This window comes from Streptomyces sp. YPW6, from assembly GCF_018866325.1.
In the GTDB taxonomy this organism is placed as follows: domain Bacteria; phylum Actinomycetota; class Actinomycetes; order Streptomycetales; family Streptomycetaceae; genus Streptomyces.
Genome location: NZ_CP076457.1, coordinates 737,168 through 759,904, shown reverse-complemented (window position 1 = coordinate 759,904; position 22,737 = coordinate 737,168). Strand labels below are relative to the sequence as shown.

The following is a 22,737-nucleotide window of genomic DNA, read 5'->3' as shown; positions in this document are numbered from 1 at the left end:
ATGGCACACTGCTCGCAAAACAGCGCATGGGGAGGTCTGAAGTGAGCGAACCGCGGTCCGCCCCGACCGTGGGCCAGGTCGTTCTCGGCAAGCGCCTGCAGGATCTGCGCGAGCGTGTCGGTCTGACCCGTGACCAGGCGGCGAAGGTCCTCCGCGTCGCCCCCGCGACCATACGCAGAATGGAGACGGCCGAGGTCGGGCTCAAGATCCCCTACGTCCAGCTCCTGCTGAAGGAGTACGGCGTCGCCGACCAGGAGGCCGAGGCCTTCGTGGACCTGGCGGAGGAGGCGAACCGGCCGGGCTGGTGGCAGCGTTTCCACGATGTGCTGCCCGACTGGTTCAGCATGTACGTCAGCCTGGAGGGCGCCGCGAGCCTGCTGCGCATGTACGAGCCGCACTTCGTGCCCGGACTGCTCCAGACCGAGGACTACGCCCGCTCCGTGATGCGGACCGGGGCGGTCGACCAGACGCGGCCCGAGGACATCGAGCGCCATGTGGCGCTGCGGATGGAGCGTCAGTCGCTGCTCGCCAAGGAGGACGCCCCCCGGCTCTGGGTGATCATGGACGAGACCGTGCTGCGGCGGCCCGTCGAGAGCGCACGGGTGATGCGCGGGCAGATCGACAAGTTGCTCGAAGCGACCGAGCTCTCCCATGTCACGCTGCAGATCGCGGAGTTCGCCTCCGGCCACCACCCGGGAACCTACGGCCCCTTCGTCCTCTTCCGGTTCGCCGTTCCCGAACTCCCCGACATGGTCTACAGCGAGTACCTGACCGGTGCCGTCTACTTCGACGCGCGCCCCGAGGTGGCCTCCTACCTCGAAGTCATGGACCGCATGGCGGCTCAGGCCGCAACTGCACAACGCACGAAGGAAATCCTCCGGGACTTCCGCAAGGAGCTGTGATGAACCACATATACAACGGCATGCCGGCCGGTGACCTCGGCTCCGAGGGCTGGTACAAGCCGTGGAGCGGCGGGAACGGCGGCAACTGCATCGAGGCGATGAAGCTCGCCGACGGGCGGGTCGCCGTCCGCCAGTCCGCCGATCCGGACGGCCCGGCTCTCATCTACTCCAACGGCGAGATCGCCGCGTTCATCCAGGGCGCCAAGGCCGGCCAGGCCGACTTCCTGCTCACCTGACATCCCGCCCCTCCTCGCCACGGACCTCTGACCACGGAGCGCGCCAATGACCGGGCAAGAACCCCCTTCCCTCGAGATCGACACCAGCAGGCCGCATCCGGCCCGCATGTACGACTGGTTCCTCGGCGGCAAGGACAACTACCCGGTCGACGAACAGATGGCACGGCAACTGCTCACCCTGGACGCGCGCGGCCGCGACATGGCCCGGGTCAACCGGGCGTTCATGCACCGGGCGACCCGCTGGCTCGCCGAGCGCGGTGTGCGCCAGTTCCTGGACATCGGCACGGGCATACCCACCGAGCCGAACCTCCACCAGATCGCCCAGCGGGCGGCCCCCGAGGCACGCGTCGTCTACTGCGACAACGACCCGATCGTGCTGGCCCACGCGGCGGCCCTGCTCCGCTCGACGCCCGAGGGCGCCACCGAGTACATCCAGGCGGACGCCCGCCGGCCCGAGACCATCCTGGCGCAGGCGGGGAAGGTCCTGGACTTCGACCGGCCGATCGCCCTGTCGCTGCTGGCCCTGCTGCATTTCATCGACGACGAGGACGGCGCCGCCGAGCTGGTCGGCAAGCTGGTCGACCAGCTCCCCTCCGGCAGCTATCTGGTGCTCTCGCACACCACCGGAGACTTCAACCCGGAGGGCGCCGCGCAGGCCCGGGCCATGTACCGGGCGCGCGGGATGACGCTGCGGCCCCGCAGCCGGGCCGAACTGACGGCGTTCTTCGACGGTCTCGAACTGGTCGATCCCGGCGTCTCGCTCTCGGCGGACTGGCACCCCGGACTCGGCGAGGTCATCGACGTACCCGGCGACGAGCCGATCCCCGGCTACGCGGGCGTCGCGCGCAAGCCCTGACGCCGGTCCTGCCGGCCGGCCCGCGCACGGGCGGGTCCGGCAGGCAGGCGAACCACGGCCCGTACGAGGCTCCGGGCCGCCACCCGTCACAATGGACCCATGTCACGACGTACCTCCCGGCCCCGGGGAGCCACCCCGCGGATCGCCGCCACCACCCCGTGCCCCTGCGGCCTGCCCGCCGCCTACGGGGAGTGCTGCGGGCGGTTCCACTCCGGCAGCGCCGCCGCGCCGACCTGCGAGACCCTGATGCGCTCCCGGTACGCGGCCTTCGTCGTCCAGGACGCGGCGTATCTGCTGCGCACCTGGCACCCCGAGACCCGGCCGCCCGGCGTCGACTTCGACCCGTCGATGCGCTGGGTGGGCCTGGAGATCCTGGACACCACCGAGGGCAGCGCCTTCCACTCCACCGGAACGGTCACCTTCCGCGCCCACTACACCGACGACGGGCGCCCCGACTCCCTCCACGAGAAGAGCCGCTTCGCCCGGCACGAGGGCGCCTGGGTCTACACGACGGCCGTCTTCGTCGACTGACCCCGGGGCGTACGCGTCCGTCCGGCCGGCCCCGGTGCGCACCGGTCAGACCGGGGCTCCCACCCGCGACGATCCGCCGGAGCCGGCCGCGGGGGACAGCTCCTGGGCCAGGTCCTCCGCCAGCAGCCGCTTGGCGATCACGTCGACGGTGGCCCTCAGCTGACGGTCGTCGGGGCGTGCGCCGTCCTCGGCCAGGCGGTCGTTGAGCCAGCGGCCCCAGGCGTCGGAGATCACCGCGGCCTCCCGCCGGCCCGCCGCCGTGTGCGAGAAGATCCGCCCGTCGCCCGTCAGATAGCCCTCTTCGATCATCCGGTCGAAGACGGGCACCAGCACCTCGGGAGGGATGCGGTGCCGGGCCGCGATCAGCCCGAGGCCCGCATGGCCGACCATCCGGGTGAACAGGTCCACCTGCATCACCGCCCAGGCCCCCGCCATGTCCAGCCGGGTGTCGGACTCGGCGGTGATCCGCCGGGCGGTCTCCGGACCCGCGCCGTGCAGGATCGTGGCCACGGAGTACTCCAGCACCTTCGCCGAGTCCCCGCTGCCCGGCTGGGCGAAGCCCTCGCCCATGTCCGTCGAACCGAGCCGTGCCGAGTCCCGCAGCTTCACCTCCTTCAGGAACAGCGCGATGACGAACCCGATCAGCGCGACGGGCACCGTCCACAGGAACACCGTGTGCAGGGTGTCCGCGTAGGCCTGGGCCAGCGGCTCCGACTGGGCGGCGGGCAGCGCGTGCACGGCCTGCGGGCTCTGCGAGGCATCGGCCAGGACCGCGGGATCGCCGCCGGCGGCGACCGCCCGCGCGACGCCGTCGGCGAGGTTCGGCTTCAGCGCGTTGGCGTAGATGGTGCCGAACACCGCCGTGCCGAAAGCGCTGCCCAGCGTACGGAAGAACGTCACGCCCGAGGTCGCCGTGCCCAGGTCCTCGTAGTCGACGGTGTTCTGCACGGCGATGGTCAGCACCTGCATGGCCAGCCCGATGCCGAGCCCCAGCACCACCATGTAGAGGGACTCCAGCCACACGCCGGTCCCCGGCCCCATCCGGGACAGCAGGAACAGCCCGGCCGCCATCACCAGCGTCCCCACGATCGGGAAGACGCGGTAGCGGCCCGTCTTGCTCACCACGTTGCCGCTGAAGATCGACGCGGCCAGCAGACCGGCGACCAGCGGCAGCGTCCGCACCCCCGACAGCGTCGCCGAGTCCCCGTCCACGTACTGGAGATAGGTCGGCAGGAAGATCATCGAGCCGAGCATCGCGAAGCCCACGATGAAGCTGAGGATCGAGCAGACGGTGAACACCGGGTTCCGGAACAGCCGCATCGGCAGCATCGGTTCCTTCGCCCGGGTCTCCACGGCGCAGAACAGGGCGAGCGCGATCAGCCCGCCCACGAAGAGACCGATGATCACCGCCGAACCCCAGGCGTACTCGTTGCCGCCCCAGCTCGTCGCCAGGATCAGCGCGCTCGCCCCGATGCTGACCAGCGCGATACCGGTGTAGTCGATCACCGGCCGCCCCGCGGCCTTCACCGACGGGATGTTCCGGGCGGCGGCGATGACCACCACGATGGCGATCGGCACATTGACGTAGAACGCCCAGCGCCAGGTCAGATGGTCGGTGAACAGCCCGCCGAGCAGCGGTCCGATGACGGTGGAGATACCGAAGACCGCTCCGATCGCGCCCTGGTACTTGCCCCGCTCGCGCAGCGGGATGACATCCGCGATCAGCGCCATCGACGTGACCATGAGACCGCCCGCGCCGATGCCCTGCATACCCCGCCAGATGATCAGCAGCAGCATGTCCGAGGCGAGGCCGCACAGGAACGATCCCGTGATGAAGACGACCGCCGAGACCTGGAAGACCAGCTTCCGCCCGAACAGGTCGCCGAACTTGCCGACCAGCACGGTCGCCACGGTCTCGGCCAGCAGATACGCGGTGACCACCCACGACATGTGCGCCGCGCCGCCCAGGTCCGAGACGATCGTCGGCAGGGCCGTGCCCACGATCGTCTGGTCCAGTGCCGCGAGCAGCATGCCGAGGACGATCGTCGCGAAGACGATGTTGCGCCGCCGCCGGTCGAGCACGGGCGGCGGCGCGGAGGCACTCCGTGTGGCGGGCGCTTGGCCGCTGGCAGTCGTCACCCCTGCACCCTCACACCCTCCGTGCGCCCCCGCATGCGGGAACGGGCCGGACGGGGCGGTGGGGCCTCAGCGGGGCAGTGAGGCGATCGACGTCTTCAGCCGGGCCACGAACGCCTCCCGGACGTCCTCGCCGACCCGGTCGAGCGACAGATACGGATTGAGGTCCTCCAACTCGACCAGCAGCAGCGCGCCGTCCGCCGTCCGGCAGGCGTCGACCCGCTGGATCCCGTGGTCGAGGGTGTTCCAGGCGATGAAGCGCCGGGCGAACTCCAGGTCCTCGGGGCCCACCGCGTACGGTTCCAGCACCCAGCGCCGCTCCGGGTCGGGAGCATACAGCGCGTACTGGAAGTCGTGGTCGACGAAGTAGAACGACACCTCGTGCCGGAAGTCGATCCGCGGCTGGACGAGGAGGGAGCCCTCGGCCGCCGTCTCCAGTTCGGTGCGGGCCTCCGCCGCGGTGACGAAGCGCAGCCCGGCCGAGTCCGCCCCCAGCTTCGGCTTCACCACGTACCGGGGGGCGTCGGGCAGTCCTGCCAGGTCCGCCGCCCGGTCCACCGTCGGGATGACCGGGAGACCCGCCGCGGACATCTCGACGAGATACTCCTTGCCCGCCATGTCGCCGCGCCCGTCCAGCGGGTTGTAGACCGCTGCCCCCAGCTCCCGGGCCCGTGCGAGGAAGGCGTCGTGGGCCTCCCGGTAGTGCAGCACCGGCCCGCTGTTGCGGACCAGCACGGTGTCGAACCCGGCCAGCAGCGCGCCCGCGTCCCGGGGGTGGCAGAGCGCGACGTCGTAGGCCTCGCGGAGCCGGGAGGAGAGGTAGATGTCCTCGTCGCAGTAGCGGCGGCCGCGCGCCTCGTACGCGAGGTCGGTGACGAGCAGGAGGGAGGGGCGGCGTGCGCCGGCGGGGGACGCGTCGGTCATGGGGTGCTCCCGGGGTGAGGACGGAACGGACGATCACTGTCGCCGGTACCCGGTCCGGCGGCCGCATCCGCCGCCCTGCGGCCGGACGCCTTCCGTCGTACCCGGTCCGGCGGCGGCACCCGTCGCCCTAGAGATCGTCTTCAAAGGTGATCAGGTGATGAGGGATCATGCTTGTCATGGTGCGTCGTCATGAGCTTTCGGATGCCGAGTGGGCTGTGCTGTCGCGGTTGCTGCCGAGTTCGGGGACTGCGGGGCGGCCTCGTTCGGACGACCGGCTGGTACTGAACGGCATCGTGTGGAAGCTGCGGACCGGATCAGCCTGGCGTGATGTGCCGGAACGTTATGGCTCCTGGCAGACCTTGTACACACGTTTTCGCAGGTGGGCGCTGGACGGGACGTTCTCGCGCATGCTGCGGGCCGTCCAGGCGGAGAAGGACGCGGCCGGGGACATCGACTGGCTGGTGTCGGTCGACTCCACCATCGTTCGGGCCCACCAGCATGCCGCCGGCGGCAAAAGGGGGCGGTCGACAGGGACGAAGCGGGTGATCACGCCCTCGGCCGATCCCGTGGTGGACTGAGCACGAAGGTCCACCTGGCCTGCGACGGGCGCGGCCGTCTCTCGGCTTCGTCCTGTCGGGCGGCAACGCCAACGACTGCACCCGCCTCGAGAAGGTGATGGACTCGATCAGCGTGCCCAGAGTCGGGTCCGGGCGTCCACGCTCCCGGCCCGACCACGTGGTCGCCGACAAGGGCTACAGCTCTCGAAAGATCCGCGCCTACCTGCGACGACGCGGCATCCCCCACACGATCCCCGAACGCGCCGACCAGATCCTGGGCCGGCTGAACCGCAGCACACGCGGCGGACGGCCGCCCGGTTTCGACCGGTGCATCTACCGCCGCCGCAACGTCGTCGAGCGCTGCTTCAACCGCCTCAAGCAGTGGCGCGGACTGGCCACCCGCTATGACAAAACCCGCGAGTCCTACCAGGCGGCCGTCACCATCGCCTCCATCATGCTCTGGATCTGACCTTTGAAGACGATCTCTAGGGGCGGACGGCTTCCGCGCCGCCGCCCCGTACGGCCGCCACCCACTCGACGAGGAGCCGCTCGTACTCCCGGCGGCCCTCCGGCGACACCACACCGCCGGCGGCGACCAGAGCACGGATCTTCGCGTTCAGCTCAACCAGCGGGCGGGCAGGCGTCGGCTCGGTCGAAGTGGAGGTCATGTGAAGAGGCTAGTGGCACGGATGCGGTGCGGCGGCCGGTCGGACGTGTGGGGCCCGCCACGGGCCGCCCCGGCTCCGACGGCGAAACGCCGCCGGAGCCCTGCCCTGCCGCCCGGTGCGCCCCTTCACCCCGTGGCCGCCTCTCGGCGCCGCAGAGCGGTCCGGACATCCCGTTGCCGCACGTGGACGGCGTGCGGCGGGATGAAGAGGCCGGGCGCGTCCGTCGCGACCGGAGCGGTGGAGGGCTGGGCGCGTCCGGCCGGGAACGCGGTGAGCGGGACGTCGGTTTGGCGGCGGCGCACGCGTCCGGGGCGACGAGAATCACATCTCAGCGGACCCTATTCGCAGCCCACTCCGTCGCCGTCACGGTCCAAGTGCCGTCCGTAGCCGGGCTGGCCGGACCGGATGGGTGCGGCACCGGCGGCACGCACCGCATCGCAGTTCTTGTAGTACGCCGATGTGCCGCCGGAGCCACCGCTGCCGCCGGTGGAGTCGTCCCGCGCGACGGGCTTCTCCGCGGGCTCCGGATCCGGTTCCGGGGGAGCGGCGGTGACCGTGACCCGCACCTTCTTGACCTTCGTCACGGTCGGGGCGGGTTCGGGCGACGCGGTCACCGTGACCGTCGCCGTCTCCGTGACCGTGACGGTCGGCCCGGGTGTCGTCTTCGCCGCGACCGTGCGCACTTCCTGCGGCTGTTCACCCGTGGCGCCGATCCCGACACCGAGCACGAACAGCGCGCCGGCTGCCGGGAGCACGACACGCTTCCGTGCCCACCGCGGACCACCCGTCGGCGGCGGCTGCGGTGTGAAGCCGCCGCCCTGGCCCCAGCCGGGCTGACGCGACGGGTGCTGCGGACTGTTCCACTCCATGGTCCCCCCAGGGTGCTGTGCGGAGGACCGACCGTAGTGACCCGGCGAAACTCCCGGGAGCGAGTTGTTCCGGTGGTGATGGAGTTGTGACCAAAGGGTGGGGGAGGGATGGGGTGTGTCCTGCGCACGCGGAGGACAGCGCCTCCCGGGGTGCGCTGTGTATGCGGAGGGCACCCTCCCGGTGTGTGACCGTGTGTGCCGTGCGTGCGCAGGGCACCCTCCTCGTGCGTCCGCTCGCCGCCCGGTCAGCGGATCTGGCGTCCCGAGATCGCCCGCGCGATGACGAGACGCTGGATCTCGCTGGTCCCCTCGAAGATGGTGTAGATCTTCGCGTCGCGGTACATCCGCTCGACCGGGTGCTCCCGGCTGTAGCCCGCGCCGCCCAGGATCTGGACCGCCTTCTCCGTCGCGGCGACGGCGAGTTCACCCGCGCGGAGTTTCGACATGGAGCCCTGGCCCGCGTCGAAGGCGCGGTCGTTGCGGGCCATCCAGGCGGCCTGCCAGATCAGCAGACGTACGGCTTCGATCTCGGTACGGAGGTCCGCCAGCGCGAAGGCGATCGACTGGTTCTCGATGATCGGCCTGCCGAACGCCTCGCGCTCACCGGCGTATTCGAGGGCGTACTCGTAGGCGGCCCGCGCGATGCCGAGCGCCTGCGCGGCCACCGTCGGGCGGCTGACTTCGAACGTCGCCATGGCGGCCTGGCCCTTGGCGGGGCCGCCCTCGCGGGCCCGGGCGAGGCGGGCGTCCAGCTTCTCCTTTCCGCCGAGCAGGCAGTGACCGGGGACCCGGACCTCGTCCAGGAAGAGGTCCGCGGTGTGCGAGGCACGCAGGCCGAGCTTCTTGACCGTACGGCCGACCGTGAGGCCCTTCGTGCCGGGCGGCACGATGAACGCCGCCTGGCCCCGGGAGCCGAGCGAGGGGTCGACCGAGGCGACGACGACATGGACCTCGGCGATGCCGCCGTTGGTGATCCAGGCCTTCTGGCCGGAGAGCACCCACGCGTCGGCCGCCTCGTCGTAGCGGGCCCTCGTCGTCATCGCCGAGACGTCGGACCCGGCCCCCGGCTCGGAGACGCAGAACGCGGCGACCTTCGGGTCGTCCTCGTCGCCGAAGCACTGCGGCACCCACTCGGCGAGTTGGTCCGGAGTGCCGGAGGCGAAGATTCCGGCGACCGCGAGGGAGGTGCCGAACAGGGCCATACCGATGCCCGCGTCGCCCCAGAAGAGCTCTTCGTTGGCGATCTGGAGGGAGAGCCCCGTGGGGTCCCCGTACAGGTCGGCGAGCGATTCGAAGCCGTACAGGCCGATCCGGGCAGCCTCCTGGATCACCGGCCAGGGGGTTTCCTCCCGGGCGTCCCACTCGGCCGCGGCCGGGCGGACCACCTGAGCGGCGAAGCCGTGCACCCAGTCGCGCAGATCCCGCTGCTCCTCGGTGAGGGCCAGGGAGAAGAAGCTCATGCCCTCACCCCTTCGGGATGTCGAAGTAGCGGGTGAGGCCGGACGCCAGGCCGACGTCACCGGCGACCTTGAGCTTGCGCGTCATGAACATCGTGACCGGATTGCCGTTGCCGGAGACGAGTTTGAGGAACTCCGCGTCGGCCATCACCAGCGTGGTGCGCGGCTCGGCGTCCGACCGGCCCGAGGTGACCCGGCAGACGCCGTCGGCTATCGCTGTCTCGTAGACCGCATCGCTCTCCCCGGTGATCTTCCAGCGGATCAGCGCGGTGAGGCCCCCGGCCGCCTCGGACCGGAACTGCTGCCGCATCCGGCCGAAGACCTCGCCGAGGATCCGGGTGCGCAGCTCGCCCCGCATGATCTCGGTGAGCTGCTTGCCGGACAGGCTCTTGACGATCCGTGCGAACTCCTCGGGGGCGACCGCTGCGAAGTCGAGTGCGGACAGGTCGTCGGTGAGGTCGCCGCTGCTGGTTCCGTCCACGCCAGTTCCTTACTCCGAAGTAAACTTACTTCAGAGTAAGGTAAGGGGAGTGGTGGCGTCCCGCAAGGCCGTTCAGAAGGGCGAGCCGGGCAGCACCGCGAGGCAGGGGTGGTGCGCGGCGAGCACCTTGTTGGCGCGCGCGAGTTCGGACAGGGCCTGTTCGCGGTCGGCCTGGTCCTCGACGTCCAGTCGTGGCCCGCGGAACCTGCGGACCTCGCGGGCCGCGCAGTCGGCGTCGAACTCCGCCTGGAGGATGTGCGGCGGAATGCACGAGCCGATCAGCGCGGCGACCCGGTCCGGGATCGGTACGGGGACGAGGAGGTGCGTGGCGGTCATGGAGCTTTCCCTTTTCGCTGGTCGGCCAGGAGGCGGTGCACGGGGTTCCGTCGCCTGACGGGCGGCGGGCTCCCTCCTGTGTACGGGACGCGGTTCCGGGTTTCTCGCCGGAGACGTCTCCGTGTCGCAACCGTTTGGGACTGACCGGCTATTTCGCCTTACGCGCCGGTAAGTTGACCCGTCGCGCCGAACGTGATCCACGTCAGGGGGATGTGCCGGTGGCACGGGAGCGCAGGCGCAGCGCGCGCAGCACCGCCTCGGTGGCGAAGCGGCTGTGAGGATCGACGAGTTGGTCACCGAAGATGGACTCCAGGCTGCGCATGCGGTAGCGGACGGTCTGCGGGTGCACATCCAGCAGCGCGCCCATCTGCGCCGCGGTGCCCCGGGTGTCGAGCCAGATCCGCAACGTCTCGACCAGTCGTTCCCGGCGGCTCCTGCTGATCCCCGCGACGGCGGCCAGCTCCCGCTGGGCGAGCTGGTCCAGCAGGGCGGGGTCGGAGAGCAGCCACAGAGTGAGGAGATGGTCCTCGCACAGGATCAGGGGAGCGTCGTCGATCACGCCGGAGTCCACGAGTTCCAGAACCCGGCGGGCCCAGCGGAGCGATTCGCAGGCCAGCGCCGTGGGGACGGTGAGCCCGATCGCCATGCGTCCGTCCGGCAGGGCCTGGGTGAGCATGGAGCTCCGCGCGTCGTCCAGCGCTCCCGGGACGAGCAGGTGCGGCTGTGGGGCGCTGAGGTCCACGAGCAGGTCGCGGTCCGCGCCGACCCGGTCCAGCTCCGCCGGGGCGCGCACGGCGACCAGTGTGACCTCCTCGGGGAGCGTCCACCCGGTCTGCTCGCACAGGTCGGCGATGGCGCTCCCGGGGGCCGGGCGGCCGGCGAGGATCAGATGGAGCAGACGGCGGCGCAGCGCCTCGCTGCGCTCGCCCGACTGGGACTGCGCCTCCAGGAAGCCCTCCCGGGAAAGCGATTCCAGTTCGTCGACGTAGGCGAAGAGCGCGTCGGCGAAGCTCAGCATCAGGGTGGGGGAGAGGTGGTAGCTCTGCCCGACCTTCTTGGCCCGGCGCAGCGCCACCCGCGCGCCCAGCCGGTAGGCCCCCTGGAGCGTGTCCATGCTCCGGCCCTCGTACGCCTCGAACCGTCCGAAGCGCCGGCACATGTCGTCGCGGAGGGTGGTGGGGGAGGAGGGCTCGGCCACGAGATCGACGAATGAGGCGAGGCTCTGCTCCACGCCCACTCTGATGGCCTGCCCGTTCGGCCCGTCGAGCAGCCGGGCGTATTCCGGATAGGCCCGGGTGACCTCGACGCCGATTTCCTTGATGAGGCTGGGCAGTTCGGGCCGCATGATCGCCGCGAATTCCTGCGGGAGCGGCCCGAGCGGGTCTTCGGTATCCAACGGCTGTATGAGATGTGGCATGACAGATCCCCTTGCTCGCGGCGCCCGGTGGTGGGGTGAGGCGGTGGGGGAAAGCGCTCCCACGAACCGACAGGTGCGTACCAAGTTCGCGACGAAGATAGACCAAGGAACAGGTGCTGCACACCACTTGGACAAGATCGGGGTGCAGGGGGCACACATCTTGCCCGCACTGTGCGACTGCCGTGCAGGTCGGGCGGTGCTGCGCGCTTTCGGACAATGAATTTCGGCCGCCCGCTCAGGCGGTGACAACAAAGCGGTTCTCCTGTTGCCGAGTTGTTCCGAGGGGGAGCCGGCCGGAGGTGGCCGCCCCGGGGATGGCCGGGTGCGCGGGCGGCTCACCATGGCGAACGCGGCTGAACACCCAATCCTGGCAGGGGATTTCCAGCCGCGTGGCCGAATCCCATGCGCTTCGCGGGAGGGCGGAGCCTGGGCTTCCGTGCCTCCCGGCCAGGCGGCCGCACTCACGCACCGGGTGCGGGGCCCGGGGCGACCGTAGGTAATTTCTTGCCTCCGGATGCGCATTCCTTGATAAGGGAACCGGGAGGCGATGCTCATTTCCGGATCAAAAAGAGCGCAGTACAAAGAATCTTAGCCGGACGGATTGTGTCGCCCTGTTTCCGACGAGTAACATCACGCCTCGTTCAATTAGGCATGAAATCTGCCCGAAATTTGATGCTCCGATGCTCCGCCCCCGGGCCCCCGAGGTCCCGGCGCCGCCGACGGTCGTCGCGGTACGGGCGTGCGTTGCAGAACCGGTCAACTTCGTGCACGAGGCCGCGTCACGGCGGCCGACAGAGGGGACGACATGAGATCCGTTTCCAATCGAACCCGCGTAGGTCTGCTCGCGGCCTTCACGGCATTCAGCGCTCTGCTCTCCACCGGCTCGGCCACCGCCGCCACCCAGCTCAACGGTGACTGGGCGCCCTTCAACCGCTGTCCGGTCGACGCGCCCGCCATGCTGGCGGCCGACGGTGTGAACACCATCGCCACCTGCATCGCGTCGACTTCGGCCACCGGCTCCATCACGCTGGGCAAGAGCGTGGTCGCCACCGGCCACACCGATCTGCAGCTCGGCGTCGTCCAGCGCGCCGACGGCACCGCCTCGCTGGTGGCCCCGCCCGAGGGAGCCCTGACGGCGGACCCGGCCGAGGTTCCCGGCGGGCTGATCGGACTGATGTGCCCCAGTGGAATTCCCCTCGTATCGGGAATCTGCCGTCAGCTGACGGACAACCATCTCAACCGGGTGACGGCCACCATCGAACCGGCCGGTGCGCCGCGCGACTTCGATATGAGCGCCGCATTCTCGACCGGCAAACCCATTCTCACCATCCCGGTGCGTATCCAGCTCAAGAATCCGTTCCTGGGTGACAAGTGCTACATCGGGACCCCGTCGAACCCGGTGCTCCTCAAGCCGCAGAACGTGACGGCGCCCACCCTCTCGCTCCAGCGGTTCGGCGCCGACGGGACGCCGAACGACGACGAGGGCGAGATGGGGCGCTACACCTTCGACGGCGCCGACCAGGGCGACGCCACGTTCGCAGTACCGGGCGCAAGCGGTTGCGGAGCCGGGCTCCTGGACTGGGCGGTGAACCTCAAGACGGGCCTCCCCTCCGCCGCCGGGAAGAACAGCGTGACGCTGGACGCCACGACCACCTACTTCGGCAGCCCCTACGACCCCGCCGGCCTCGCGCCGGACGAGGGCCGGAAGCTGTCGGAATTCTGGCACTCCGCGAAGCGGTAGGCCGTCCCCTCCACCCGTACGAGGAGGTGATGCGGCCAACCGACCCTCACGTCCCGGTCCGCGCATCGCAGGCCCCTGCTCGTGGACCCCGCCGTGTGCCGCACTGTCCGGCACCGCGTGTGCTCCGCCGTGTGCCGCACCGCCCGGCACCGCGTGGACCCCGCCGTGTGCCGCACCGCCCGGCTCCCGTCGACCCGCCGAACGGCCGCACCGCCCGGCCCGGCGAACACAGCGCACGAACCGCTCCAGTCACGTTCAGCCGAATCCCCAACGGGACGAGAAGAAGGAGTACCCCCATGTTCAAGCGAACCGGTGTCCTGACCGCGATCGGTGCCGCAGCGGCGTCCGTCGTGCTGGCCGCCCCGTCGGCCGTCGCCGCGCCGAGCAGCTGGACGATCACCCCGACCGGCAACTTCAACGGCAGCGCCGGAGTGACCGTCCTGACCGACAACAACGGCAACAAGATCCAGTGCGCGACCTCCGCCGCGTCCGGGAGCGCTCCGACGTCCCCGGTCTCCGGGAGCCCGGCCAAGCTCGCGTCCATCTCGGCGATCTCGTTCAACTCGCCGTGCACGGGGCCGTTCAGCTCCACCTGGACCGTCACCACCACGCCGACGTGGGAGATCTGGGGCCTGGACTACACGGCGGGCGCCGGCACCAACTCCACGGGCCAGGTGACCGGTGAGATCCGGGCGATCAAGGCGAAGGTGTCCGGGAGCAGCATCCTCGGCCCCTGCACCTTCGACGTCAGCGGCAAGGTCGCCGGCAAGTACAACAACCCGTCCACCGGCGGCAGCAACGGCACGCTGAACACCGCGGGCGGCGGGCTCACCCTGTCCATCGCCAACAAGGTCGGCGGCGGCTGCGGCATCGTCGGAACCACCGCCAGCTTCCAGGGCCTGTACACCCTGGTGAGCGCCACCACGGGCAAGTCCCCGGTCATCAGCGGCTGATAACGCGCCGATGACGCAGCGCGTCTGAACGCCGTGCCCGGCCGTGCGCACCCGACGGCCGGGCACGCTTTCACGCACCCGCCGACAAGAGGCGCGGCAGCGGATTGTCACCCGCTGCCAAAGTCCGCGCGACGGTGATCCGAGCGGGAGCCCGGACCTTCCCAGAGGGCCGTCGGCGTGCGTACCGTACCCGTCGGCGGGCCCGTCCGGGGTCCGGCCGCAGCAGGCCGGAGCGCGGCCGAGGTCCCGCTCGCCCCTGCTTCCGGCAGGGTCCGGGCCGTCCTCACTCCGCTCCCGCCCCGGCGTCCACTCCCGCCCGAAGCCCATCCCCGTCCCGGCATCCACTCCCGCCCCGAAGCCCCTCCCCGCCCCGACACACGTCCCCGCCCCGAAGCCCGCCCGCGGCCCGCCCGGCCGCCGCCCGCAGAGCCGCCGCCGCACTCCGGGCCCGCTCCGCGGCCGACCGCTCCCGGGCCCACGCGCGCCGGAAGGACACATCCGTATGACCGTCGATGCACGCGCCGCAGCGAGACGACCGATCCACTGGGCCGTGGGCGGGGCGCTCGTCGTCGCCACCGCCCTCGTACCCAGCGCCGAATCGGCCGCCGCGGAACAGAAGTCGGAGGTCGCCCTCCGCTACGACTGTCCCTTCCCCTCCGGGCCCGAGGAGGTGGACGTCGTCGTCTCGGCGGTGCTCCCCACCTCGGCCCGTACTGGCGAGGAGGTCCGCCCCGGTCAGGTGGCGGTCGAGGTGACCCTGCCGCCGACGGCGCTCGCCCGGTTCGCCGGCCTGGACGCCGCCACCCTGTCGGCGGTCGCGCGGCTCACCGTACGCAACAGCGTCGGCGACACGTCCGCGGACGCCTCCTGGCAGGACCTGACCGCCCCGCCGGCGGAGCTGCCCACGGCGGGCGCAGACGCGGGCGAAGGCGCGGACGGGGGTGAAGGCCAGGGCGAGGACGAGGGCCAAGCCGGACTGACCCTCACCGCTACCGGGGACGTACCGACCGTCGCCTTCGGCAGCCCCGGACGCGCGACGCTCACCCCCGGCGCGCTCGCCCTGGCGCTGACCTCGCTCACCGGGGCCGGTGAGCCGACGACGCCACCGGGACTCGACGTCGCCTGTACCCCGGCCCCCGGCCAGGAGCCGGAACTGGCTGCCATCGCGATCCGCGGTGACCAGGACCCCACGTCCCCGGCACCCCGGCCCGGCGAGAGCGACTCCGCACCGGAGCCGCCCCCCGCCCGACCGGCCGAGGGGCTGCCGCCCACCGCACGGGAGAGGATCGACGCCCTCACCGAGAAGCGGCGCGAAGCCCTGGAGGACGACCCGGGCAGCTGCCCGATCGAGATCCCGCCCGAGTGGGTCATGACCACCGCCGAGACCTACGCGGCCGGCTACGCGAACGCCGCCAAGCTGGACGGCGCGGCGGCACTGGGGCCCGCGTTCATGAAGGTGGTGCTCAACAAGCGCTACATCAACGACTCCTGCGCCTCCACCGTCGACGTCAGCTCCGAGGTGGACTTCGACTACGAGGGGAAGCGCCAACTCCCCCCGACGAAGGCCACGTTCCTCAGCTACGGGTTCATGCCGACCACCGCCACCATGACGCTGGAGCAGGTGGGCCCCCCGGCCGCGATCCACACCCACACGGTCACCAACACGCCGACCTACCCGGAGGAGACCACGGTCACGGCCCGGCTCGTCATGCGGCTCTCCGACGTCGAGGTGAACGGCGTGCCCCTGGACGTGGGACCCGACTGCCGCACGGCGCGCCCCTTCGAGCAGGTGCTGAAGGGGTACGGCCAGAGCTATCCCCCGGCCGGCTATCTGGTGGCGTACGGCGGCAGCCTGACCGGGTACGCCCACATCCCGCCGTTCGAGGGGTGCGGTACCACCGAGGATCTCGACCCGATCTTCACCTCGGCCATCTCCAGCCCGGGAAAGAAGGCCGACAACTACACCAAGATGACCCAGGCCCCCCTGTGCGTGGCCACGAACCCGGAGGGCCCCGACTGCCCGCCCAGGAAGCCGGAGCCCGAGCGGTGAGCACCGGCGGCCCGTGCGCCGCCGACAGCTGAGAGGCATCCGAGCCCTTCCGGTTCCCCGGGACCGGAAGGGCTCCTTTCCTGACCCCCGGACCGGACCCGGGCCGAGGCGCACCGAACCCTTCCCGGACTGGGCGGAGCCGCGCCGGCCCCGCACCTGGCCCGATACCCGGCTTCCTCATCATCCGACAGGTTTGGCAGCGCGATTACTCACCCGAAGACAATTCTCGGCACCTCGTGAATTCTTGCCGAGGAAAATCTGTACCCAGTATTGCGAAGTCAGGTTACCGGCCCGTAGCGTCCCAGATGTGCCGATCGGAAACGCCTGCGTACCTGCTCCCCGGGCAGGTGCGGCCCCGGTTCGCTCCGCTCCGCTGCCGGGCCGCCCTGGGTCGAACGCCCAGGCGTTTGCGCAGATGTCGACAAGGCGGGGAGCCGGCCTTGTCACCCCGTGACAAGTGACCCGATCGGCACGCCCGGTTCGTCGAAATCCGCTGTTCAACGGCTTGCCCTCGCGGTTTCGGCGGACATAGCGTGCGCCCCCTGGTGCATGTGTGACGAGCCGTCATCGCCCCTTCCCAGAGCCGGAGCGTCAACTGATGAAAACGTTCACCGCCACTTCGAGGGAGGGTCGATGGGAATCGAAGTAGTCGTCGAGGGCCTCACGAAATCCTTCGGCAAACAGAACATCTGGCAGGACGTCAGCCTCACCCTGCCCGCCGGTGAAGTGAGCGTCATGCTCGGTCCTTCCGGAACCGGAAAGACCGTCTTCCTGAAATCCATCATCGGGCTCCTGAAACCCGAACAGGGACGTGTCCTCATCGACGGCGTCGACATGGTGAACAGCCCGGAGCGCGACATCATGGAGACCCGGAAGCTCTTCGGTCTCATGTTCCAGGACGGAGCCCTTTTCGGCTCGATGTCCCTCTTCGACAACATCGCCTTCCCGCTGCGCGAACACACCCGCAAGAAGGAATCCGAGATCCGTCGCATCGTGATGGAACGCATCGACGTCGTCGGGCTCCTCGGCGCCGAGGGAAAGCTGCCGGGGGAGATATCCGGCGGGATGCGCAAGCGGGCCGGCCTCGCCCGCGCCCTCGTCCTGGACCCCCAGATCATCCTCTGCGACGAACCGGACTCCGGCCTCGACCCGGTCCGCACGGCCTATCTCTCGCAGCTCCTGATCGACCTCAACGCGCAGATCGACGCGACGATGCTGATCGTCACCCACAACCTCGACATCGCCGCGACCGTCCCCGACAACATGGGCATGCTGTTCTGCCGCAACCTCGTCACCTTCGGCCCCCGCGAGGTGCTGCTCACCAGCGACACCCCGGTCGTCTCGCAGTTCCTGGCCGGACGCCGCGAAGGACCCATCGGCATGTCCGAGGAGAAGGACGCCGCCACCCTCGCCGCCGAACAGCTGGCCGACACCGTCCCGCTGCCCACCGGCCCCCGCACCGTCGTCCCCCAGCTGGAGCCCTCGCCCGGGATGCCCGTACGCCAGGGAGCGCTGCGCCGCCGGGAGCGGGTCATGTCGATGATGGGCCAGCTGCCGGAGGCCGCCCGTACGGCGATCCTCGACAGCTACGCCCCGGCCGCCGGAGGTGCGCGCGCGTGACCGCCCCGATGCCGGTGCGGCCGCCCGAGCCGCCCGAGGAATCCCCGCCGGCCACCTCCCCGAAGGCCCCCGGCCGGCGCCGCCCCTCCCGACTGCTGGCCCCGCTCCGCGAGACCGGGAAGCTGTTCGCGCTCGCGGTCGCCGTGGCCCGCGCCATCTTCCGCCGGCCCTTCCAGGTGCGGGAGTTCATCGAGCAGTTCTGGTTCGTCGCGAGCGTCACCATCCTCCCCGCCGCCCTCGTCTCCATCCCGTTCGGCGCGGTCATCGCCCTCCAGGTGGGCTCCCTCACCCAGCAGCTCGGCGCCCAGTCCTTCACCGGCGGCGCCAGCGTCCTCGCGGTGATCCAGCAGGCGAGCCCGCTCATCGTCGCGCTGCTGATCTCCGGCGCCGCCGGATCCGCGATCTGCGCCGACCTCGGCTCCCGCAAGATCCGCGAGGAGCTCGACGCGATGGAGGTCATGGGGGTCTCGCCCGTGCAGCGCCTCGTCGTCCCCCGGGTGCTCGCCACCATGCTCGTCGCCGTGCTGCTCAACGGGCTGATCTCGGTGGTCGGCACGCTCGGCGGCTACTTCTTCAACGTGATCATGCAGGACGGCACCCCGGGCGCCTACCTTTCGAGCTTCTCCGCCCTCGCCCAGCTGCCCGACCTCTACATCAGCGAGTTCAAGGCACTCGTCTTCGGCTTCATCGCGGGCATCGTCGCCGCCTATCGGGGCCTCCATCCCCGGGGCGGCCCCAAGGGAGTCGGCGACGCGGTCAACCAGTCCGTCGTCATCACCTTCATGCTGCTGTTCTTCGTGAACATGGTCCTCACGGCGATCTACCTCCAGATCGTCCCCGCGAAGGGGAGCTGACCGATGGCGATACTGAACCGGCTCGACCGGGCGGGCGACCAACTCACCTTCTACGTAAGGGCGCTCGTCTGGATCCCGCGTACCCTGCGCCGCTATCTGCGCGAGGTGCAACGGCTGCTGGCCGAGGTCGCCTTCGGCAGCGGCGGTCTCGGCGTCATCGGCGGCACCATCGGCGTGATGATCGCCATGACCCTGTTCACCGGCACGGTCGTCGGACTCCAGGGGTACGCGGCCCTCAACCAGATCGGCACGTCAGCGTTCACCGGGTTCGTCTCCGCCTACTTCAACACCCGGGAGATCGCCCCCCTCGTCGCTGGGCTCGCCCTCTCCGCCACCGTCGGCGCTGGCTTCACCGCCCAGCTGGGCGCGATGCGGATCAACGAGGAGGTCGATGCCCTGGAGGCCATGGGCGTCCGCTCCATGCCCTACCTCGTCACCACCCGGATCATCGCCGGAGTCGTCGCGATCATCCCGCTGTACGCGATCGGGCTCCTCTCCTCGTACGTCGCCTCCCGCTGGATCACGATCTTCTTCAACGGCCAGTCGGCGGGCACCTACGACCACTACTTCCAGCTCTTCCTCTCCCCGCAGGACGTCCTGCTGTCGGTCCTCAAAGTGCTGATCTTCAGTGTGCTGGTGATCCTCGCCCACTGCTACTACGGCTTCCACGCCACCGGCGGACCGGCCGGCGTGGGGGTGGCGGTCGGCCGCTCGGTGCGCAACGCCATCGTGCTCATCAGCGTCACCGACTTCTTCCTCTCCCTCGCCATCTGGGGCGCCACGACGACCGTGAAGGTGGCCGGCTGATGCGTACATCCAGCACCCGCACGATCCGCCGCCGCCTGGCCGGAGTCGCCTTCCTGCTGGTGCCCGCCGTCCTGGTGTGGGTCTCCGTCTCCGTGTACGAGAAGGACTTCACCGACGACGCCACGGTCACCGTCCGCACCGGATCCGTCGGCAACGAGATGCACACCAACGCCGACGTGAAGCTCCGAGGCGTCGTCATCGGGCAGGTCCGCTCCATCGCCACCGACGGAGACGGCGCCCGCCTCACCCTGGCCATCGACCGCGAGAAGCTCGGCCGGATCCCCGCCGACGTCACCGCCCAGATGCTGCCGACCACCCTCTTCGGCGCCCGGTTCGTCGCCCTGGTCCCGCCCCGTATCCCCGCGGCCGCCACCCTGCGGGCCGGGGCCGTCATCCCGCAGGACCGCTCCAGCAACGCCATCGAGCTGGAGCAGGTCCTCGACAACGTCCTGCCGCTGCTGACCGCCGTGAAGCCGGAGAAGCTCTCCGCCACCCTCAACGCCGTCTCCCGGGCGCTGGAGGGGCGGGGCGAGCGCCTCGGCGAGACGCTGACCACGCTGGATCAGCACCTGGAGAAGTTCAACCCCCAACTCCCCACTCTCAACGCCGACATCAAGGAACTCGTCAAGGTGAGCACGCTGTACGCGGACGCCGCGCCGGACGTCCTCGACGCGCTGCGGGACGCCACGGTCACCAGCTCCACCCTCGCCGACGAGGAGGCGCGGCTCTCCGCTCTCCACGGCACCACCACGGCCGCCGCGCAGGACGTCACCTCCTTCCTGCGGGAGAACAAGGACAACCTCATCCGGCTCTCCGCCGCGAGCCGCCCCTCCCTCGAACTCCTCGCCGAATACGCGGATTCGTTCCCCTGCACCCTGCGCACCCTGGCCGGATTCGTGCCCGCCATGGACAAGGCGCTCGGCAAGGGAACCGACGAGCCGGGGCTGCACGTGTCGGTCAAGTCCGTTCCCTCGAAGGGCAAATACGTTCCCGGCCGGGACGCGCCGGTCTACAACGCCACGGGCGGCCCGAAGTGCTACTCGGTGCCGTACGTCGGCAAGCACGCCCCGACCGCCGACACCCGCCGGGCCGCCGACGTCACCGCGCCCCCGGCAACCGGGGCCGATCCCGACGACGGCAACGGCACCGCGCTCGGCCTGCCCAACTCGCCCCAGGAGTCCCAGCTCGTGAACGAACTGGTCGCCCCCTCGCTGAAGGTCCGGCCGGGGGATCTGCCCGACTGGAGCAGCGTGCTCATCGGACCGGCCTTCCGCGGTACGGAGGTGAAACTCAAGTGAAACGCCGCTCGCTCGCGGGACCTGTCACCAAGTCCCTCGTCTTCATCGTCGTCACCGTGCTGGCCACCACCGTCCTCGGTCTCTCCATCGCCAACGAAGGCGTCGGCGACACCACCACGTACAAGGCGCGGTTCAGCGACGCCACCGGCCTCATCCCCGGCGACAGCGTCCGCATCGCCGGGGTCAAGGTCGGCCAGGTCGAATCCGTGCGGGTCGCCGACCGGCGCGTCGCCGAGGTCGCCTTCGCCGTGCGCAAGGGACGGGACCTCCCCGCCTCGGTGACGGCGTCCATCAAATACCTCAACATGGTCGGACAGCGGTACGTCGACCTCGACCGGGGCACCGGACCCGTCGGCAGGACCTTCGCGCCCGGGGCCACGATCCCGCTCTCCCGTACCACCCCGGCCCTCGACCTCACCCAGCTCTTCAACGGCTTCCAGCCCCTTTTCGAAGGACTGTCACCGCCCGACGTCAACCAGCTCGCCGGCTCCATCGTCCAGGTACTCCAGGGCGAGGGCGGCACCGTCGACAGCATCCTGCGCCATGTCGGCTCGCTCACCACGACCGTCGCGGCGAAGGACAAGGTGATCGGCGAGGTGATCACGAACCTCAACACGGTCCTCAAGACGGTCAACGACCGCGAGGAGGGATTCGACGACCTCGTCGTCACCCTCCAGAAGCTCGTCACCGGATTCTCCGGCGACCGCAAGCCGCTCGGCGAGGCCATCACGGCGATGGGCGCGCTCACCACCGTCACCGCCGACCTCTTCCAGGACGGCCGGAAGCCCCTCAAGGACGACATCCGCCAACTCGGCCGCCTGAGCGGCCAACTGGAGAAGGGCACGCCGCAGATCGAGAACTTCCTCCAGAAGACCCCGGCCAAGATGGCGGCGATCAGCCGGCTGACGTCCTACGGATCGTGGCTCAACCTCTACCTCTGCGAAGCGAAGGTCAGCGGCGTCACCCACGACGACGGCAGCACGCCGCCCACCGGCATCGCGATCACCCAACCGAGGTGCCTGGCATGAGAATCACCCCCGTCCGGGAACGCAACCCGGTCGCCGTCGCCCTCGTCGGTCTCCTGGTCCTGGCCCTCGTCGGGCTCACCGCCTGGCGCGCCGACTCCCTGCCCTTCGTCGACCACGGCACCGCCTACAGCGCCGACTTCACCGAATCCGCCGGACTCGACGACGGCGACGAGGTGCGCATCGCCGGAGTGAAGGTCGGCGAGGTCACCGGCGTCGTGCTCGACGGCGCGAAGGTCCGGGTCGACTTCCGGGTCAAGGACGCCTGGATCGGCGACTCCTCCACCGTGGGCATCGCCATCAAGACCCTGCTCGGCGAGAAGTACCTCGCCGTCGACCCCCTCGGCGACGCACCGCAGGACCCCGGCTCCCGCATCACCGCGAGCCGCACCACGTCCCCGTACGACGTCACCCAGGCGTTCAACGGACTCGGCGAGACCATCGACGCGATCGACACCGACCAGCTCGCCAAGAGCTTCGAGACGATCTCCGCCACCTTCAAGGACTCCCCGCCCCACGTCCGCAGCGCCGCCGACGGGCTCTCCGCCCTCTCCCGTACGGTCTCCGAACGCGACGCCCAGCTCGCCACCCTGCTCAGCAGCAGCAAGAAGCTGACCAGGACCCTCGAAGGGAAGAAGAGCAGCTTCGAAACGCTCCTGGAGGACGGCAACCTGCTCCTCGGCGAGATCCAGGCCCGCCGCGACGCCATCCATCTGCTGCTCAGGGGAACCCGCGACCTCGGGACCCAGCTCACCGGACTCGTCAAGGACAACGACCAGCAGCTCGGGCCCACCCTGGCCTCCCTCAGCCGCGTCACCGCCGTCCTGGTGAAGAACCGCAAGAGCCTGGACAAGGTCCTCGCCACGACCGGCTCCTACAGCCGGCTCGTGGGCAACACCCTCGGCAGCGGGCGCTGGTTCGACAACTACGTCTGCGGCGTCGTGCCCAAGAACTACCTTCCCGCCGGCACCGCCCCGGCGACCGGATGCATGCCACCCCGGCAGCAAGGGGGCCGCTGA

21 protein-coding genes and 1 pseudogene are annotated in these 22,737 nt (G+C 70.3%); 14 read left to right on the top strand and 8 right to left on the bottom strand.

The annotated features are described in order from the left end of the window. Positions 1-41 precede the first annotated feature (41 nt). The 4 genes from KME66_RS03405 (at position 42) to KME66_RS03390 (ending at position 2,525) form a co-directional block, all read left to right on the top strand. Complete coding sequence (locus tag KME66_RS03405) at positions 42-902, top strand: helix-turn-helix transcriptional regulator (protein WP_216318758.1); 861 nt, start codon at positions 42-44, stop codon at positions 900-902. Continuing rightward, positions 902-1,138, top strand: coding sequence for a DUF397 domain-containing protein (locus tag KME66_RS03400; protein WP_010058136.1), 237 nt, complete (start codon positions 902-904; stop codon positions 1,136-1,138). The genes KME66_RS03405 and KME66_RS03400 overlap by 1 nt, the downstream gene beginning before the upstream one ends. Before the next feature lie 46 nt (positions 1,139-1,184). Further along, positions 1,185-1,994 (top strand): SAM-dependent methyltransferase, encoded by an 810-nt coding sequence (locus tag KME66_RS03395; RefSeq protein WP_073226635.1) that lies wholly within the window; start codon positions 1,185-1,187, stop codon positions 1,992-1,994. Positions 1,995-2,093: 99 nt separating this feature from the next. Next, positions 2,094-2,525: a YchJ family protein gene (locus KME66_RS03390; protein WP_216318756.1), complete on the top strand. Its 432-nt coding sequence runs from the start codon at positions 2,094-2,096 to the stop codon at positions 2,523-2,525. A gap of 45 nt (positions 2,526-2,570) precedes the next feature. Here the strand turns inward: KME66_RS03390 and KME66_RS03385 are convergent, their stop codons facing one another. Both KME66_RS03385 and KME66_RS03380 read right to left on the bottom strand, forming a co-directional pair. Next, positions 2,571-4,664, bottom strand: a complete 2,094-nt coding sequence (locus KME66_RS03385) for an MDR family MFS transporter (protein WP_216318753.1) — start codon at positions 4,662-4,664, stop codon at positions 2,571-2,573. A 66-nt stretch (positions 4,665-4,730) separates the two neighbouring features. After that, positions 4,731-5,585: a hypothetical protein gene (locus KME66_RS03380; protein ID WP_073226629.1), complete on the bottom strand. Its 855-nt coding sequence runs from the start codon at positions 5,583-5,585 to the stop codon at positions 4,731-4,733. A 179-nt stretch (positions 5,586-5,764) separates the two neighbouring features. On the opposite strand from KME66_RS03380, the pseudogene KME66_RS03375 reads away from it, so the two are divergent. After that, a pseudogene (locus KME66_RS03375) lies at positions 5,765-6,611 on the top strand (IS5 family transposase). Positions 6,612-6,627: 16 nt separating this feature from the next. On the opposite strand, the gene KME66_RS03370 reads toward KME66_RS03375, so the two are convergent. The 6 genes from KME66_RS03370 to KME66_RS03345 form a co-directional block, all read right to left on the bottom strand. Beyond that, entirely contained in the window at positions 6,628-6,810 is a 183-nt protein-coding gene (locus KME66_RS03370; RefSeq protein WP_073226626.1) for a hypothetical protein, read from the bottom strand. Between the two features lie 338 nt (positions 6,811-7,148). Next, positions 7,149-7,565 (bottom strand): excalibur calcium-binding domain-containing protein, encoded by a 417-nt coding sequence (locus KME66_RS03365; RefSeq protein WP_367303622.1) that lies wholly within the window; start codon positions 7,563-7,565, stop codon positions 7,149-7,151. Positions 7,566-7,924: 359 nt separating this feature from the next. Beyond that, positions 7,925-9,139: an acyl-CoA dehydrogenase family protein gene (locus KME66_RS03360; protein WP_216318748.1), complete on the bottom strand. Its 1,215-nt coding sequence runs from the start codon at positions 9,137-9,139 to the stop codon at positions 7,925-7,927. A 4-nt stretch (positions 9,140-9,143) separates the two neighbouring features. Next, positions 9,144-9,617 carry an SCP2 sterol-binding domain-containing protein gene (locus KME66_RS03355; RefSeq protein WP_073226617.1) on the bottom strand — a complete coding sequence of 158 codons (474 nt, stop codon included), beginning with the start codon at positions 9,615-9,617 and terminating at the stop codon, positions 9,144-9,146. 72 nt (positions 9,618-9,689) lie between these two features. Next, positions 9,690-9,953, bottom strand: coding sequence for a hypothetical protein (locus tag KME66_RS03350; RefSeq protein WP_073226614.1), 264 nt, complete (start codon positions 9,951-9,953; stop codon positions 9,690-9,692). A gap of 202 nt (positions 9,954-10,155) precedes the next feature. Continuing rightward, positions 10,156-11,370, bottom strand: coding sequence for a helix-turn-helix domain-containing protein (locus KME66_RS03345; RefSeq protein WP_216318745.1), 1,215 nt, complete (start codon positions 11,368-11,370; stop codon positions 10,156-10,158). 805 nt (positions 11,371-12,175) lie between these two features. On the opposite strand from KME66_RS03345, the gene KME66_RS03340 reads away from it, so the two are divergent. The 9 genes from KME66_RS03340 (at position 12,176) to KME66_RS03300 (ending at position 22,737) form a co-directional block, all read left to right on the top strand. Continuing rightward, on the top strand, positions 12,176-13,111 hold the full coding sequence (locus KME66_RS03340; protein ID WP_073226608.1) for a hypothetical protein: 936 nt from the start codon (positions 12,176-12,178) through the stop codon (positions 13,109-13,111). A 296-nt stretch (positions 13,112-13,407) separates the two neighbouring features. Next, the gene (locus KME66_RS03335) at positions 13,408-14,064 is read left to right on the top strand and encodes a hypothetical protein (RefSeq protein WP_073226605.1); all 657 of its coding nucleotides are present in this window, start codon (positions 13,408-13,410) and stop codon (positions 14,062-14,064) included. Between the two features lie 502 nt (positions 14,065-14,566). Beyond that, complete coding sequence (locus KME66_RS03330) at positions 14,567-16,114, top strand: DUF6801 domain-containing protein (RefSeq protein ID WP_073226602.1); 1,548 nt, start codon at positions 14,567-14,569, stop codon at positions 16,112-16,114. Between the two features lie 633 nt (positions 16,115-16,747). Beyond that, positions 16,748-17,734, top strand: a complete 987-nt coding sequence (locus KME66_RS03325) for an ABC transporter ATP-binding protein (RefSeq protein ID WP_216318742.1) — start codon at positions 16,748-16,750, stop codon at positions 17,732-17,734. Beyond that, a complete protein-coding gene (locus tag KME66_RS03320; protein WP_216318739.1) occupies positions 17,731-18,588 on the top strand; it encodes an ABC transporter permease in 858 nt (285 codons plus the stop codon). The genes KME66_RS03325 and KME66_RS03320 overlap by 4 nt, the downstream gene beginning before the upstream one ends. A gap of 3 nt (positions 18,589-18,591) precedes the next feature. Beyond that, positions 18,592-19,395: an ABC transporter permease gene (locus tag KME66_RS03315; protein WP_216318736.1), complete on the top strand. Its 804-nt coding sequence runs from the start codon at positions 18,592-18,594 to the stop codon at positions 19,393-19,395. Then, positions 19,395-20,693, top strand: a complete 1,299-nt coding sequence (locus KME66_RS03310) for an MCE family protein (protein WP_216318734.1) — start codon at positions 19,395-19,397, stop codon at positions 20,691-20,693. Before KME66_RS03315 ends, KME66_RS03310 begins: the two co-directional genes overlap by 1 nt. Then, positions 20,690-21,721, top strand: coding sequence for an MCE family protein (locus tag KME66_RS03305; RefSeq protein WP_073226583.1), 1,032 nt, complete (start codon positions 20,690-20,692; stop codon positions 21,719-21,721). Before KME66_RS03310 ends, KME66_RS03305 begins: the two co-directional genes overlap by 4 nt. Next, positions 21,718-22,737 (top strand): MCE family protein, encoded by a 1,020-nt coding sequence (locus tag KME66_RS03300; RefSeq protein WP_073226580.1) that lies wholly within the window; start codon positions 21,718-21,720, stop codon positions 22,735-22,737. Before KME66_RS03305 ends, KME66_RS03300 begins: the two co-directional genes overlap by 4 nt.

Excerpts from the sequence above, each read along its gene's own strand:
- KME66_RS03400 (WP_010058136.1), top strand. The coding sequence starts at position 902 with ATGAACCACATATACAACGGCATGCCGGCCGGTGACCTCGGCTCCGAG.
- KME66_RS03395 (WP_073226635.1), top strand. The coding sequence starts at position 1,185 with ATGACCGGGCAAGAACCCCCTTCCCTCGAGATCGACACCAGCAGGCCG.
- KME66_RS03390 (WP_216318756.1), top strand. The coding sequence starts at position 2,094 with ATGTCACGACGTACCTCCCGGCCCCGGGGAGCCACCCCGCGGATCGCC.
- KME66_RS03380 (WP_073226629.1), bottom strand. The coding sequence starts at position 5,585 with ATGACCGACGCGTCCCCCGCCGGCGCACGCCGCCCCTCCCTCCTGCTC.
- KME66_RS03370 (WP_073226626.1), bottom strand. The coding sequence starts at position 6,810 with ATGACCTCCACTTCGACCGAGCCGACGCCTGCCCGCCCGCTGGTTGAG.
- KME66_RS03360 (WP_216318748.1), bottom strand. The coding sequence starts at position 9,139 with ATGAGCTTCTTCTCCCTGGCCCTCACCGAGGAGCAGCGGGATCTGCGC.
- KME66_RS03350 (WP_073226614.1), bottom strand. The coding sequence starts at position 9,953 with ATGACCGCCACGCACCTCCTCGTCCCCGTACCGATCCCGGACCGGGTC.
- KME66_RS03345 (WP_216318745.1), bottom strand. The coding sequence starts at position 11,370 with ATGCCACATCTCATACAGCCGTTGGATACCGAAGACCCGCTCGGGCCG.
- KME66_RS03340 (WP_073226608.1), top strand. The coding sequence starts at position 12,176 with ATGAGATCCGTTTCCAATCGAACCCGCGTAGGTCTGCTCGCGGCCTTC.
- KME66_RS03335 (WP_073226605.1), top strand. The coding sequence starts at position 13,408 with ATGTTCAAGCGAACCGGTGTCCTGACCGCGATCGGTGCCGCAGCGGCG.
- KME66_RS03330 (WP_073226602.1), top strand. The coding sequence starts at position 14,567 with ATGACCGTCGATGCACGCGCCGCAGCGAGACGACCGATCCACTGGGCC.
- KME66_RS03325 (WP_216318742.1), top strand. The coding sequence starts at position 16,748 with ATGGGAATCGAAGTAGTCGTCGAGGGCCTCACGAAATCCTTCGGCAAA.
- KME66_RS03315 (WP_216318736.1), top strand. The coding sequence starts at position 18,592 with ATGGCGATACTGAACCGGCTCGACCGGGCGGGCGACCAACTCACCTTC.
- KME66_RS03310 (WP_216318734.1), top strand. The coding sequence starts at position 19,395 with ATGCGTACATCCAGCACCCGCACGATCCGCCGCCGCCTGGCCGGAGTC.
- KME66_RS03300 (WP_073226580.1), top strand. The coding sequence starts at position 21,718 with ATGAGAATCACCCCCGTCCGGGAACGCAACCCGGTCGCCGTCGCCCTC.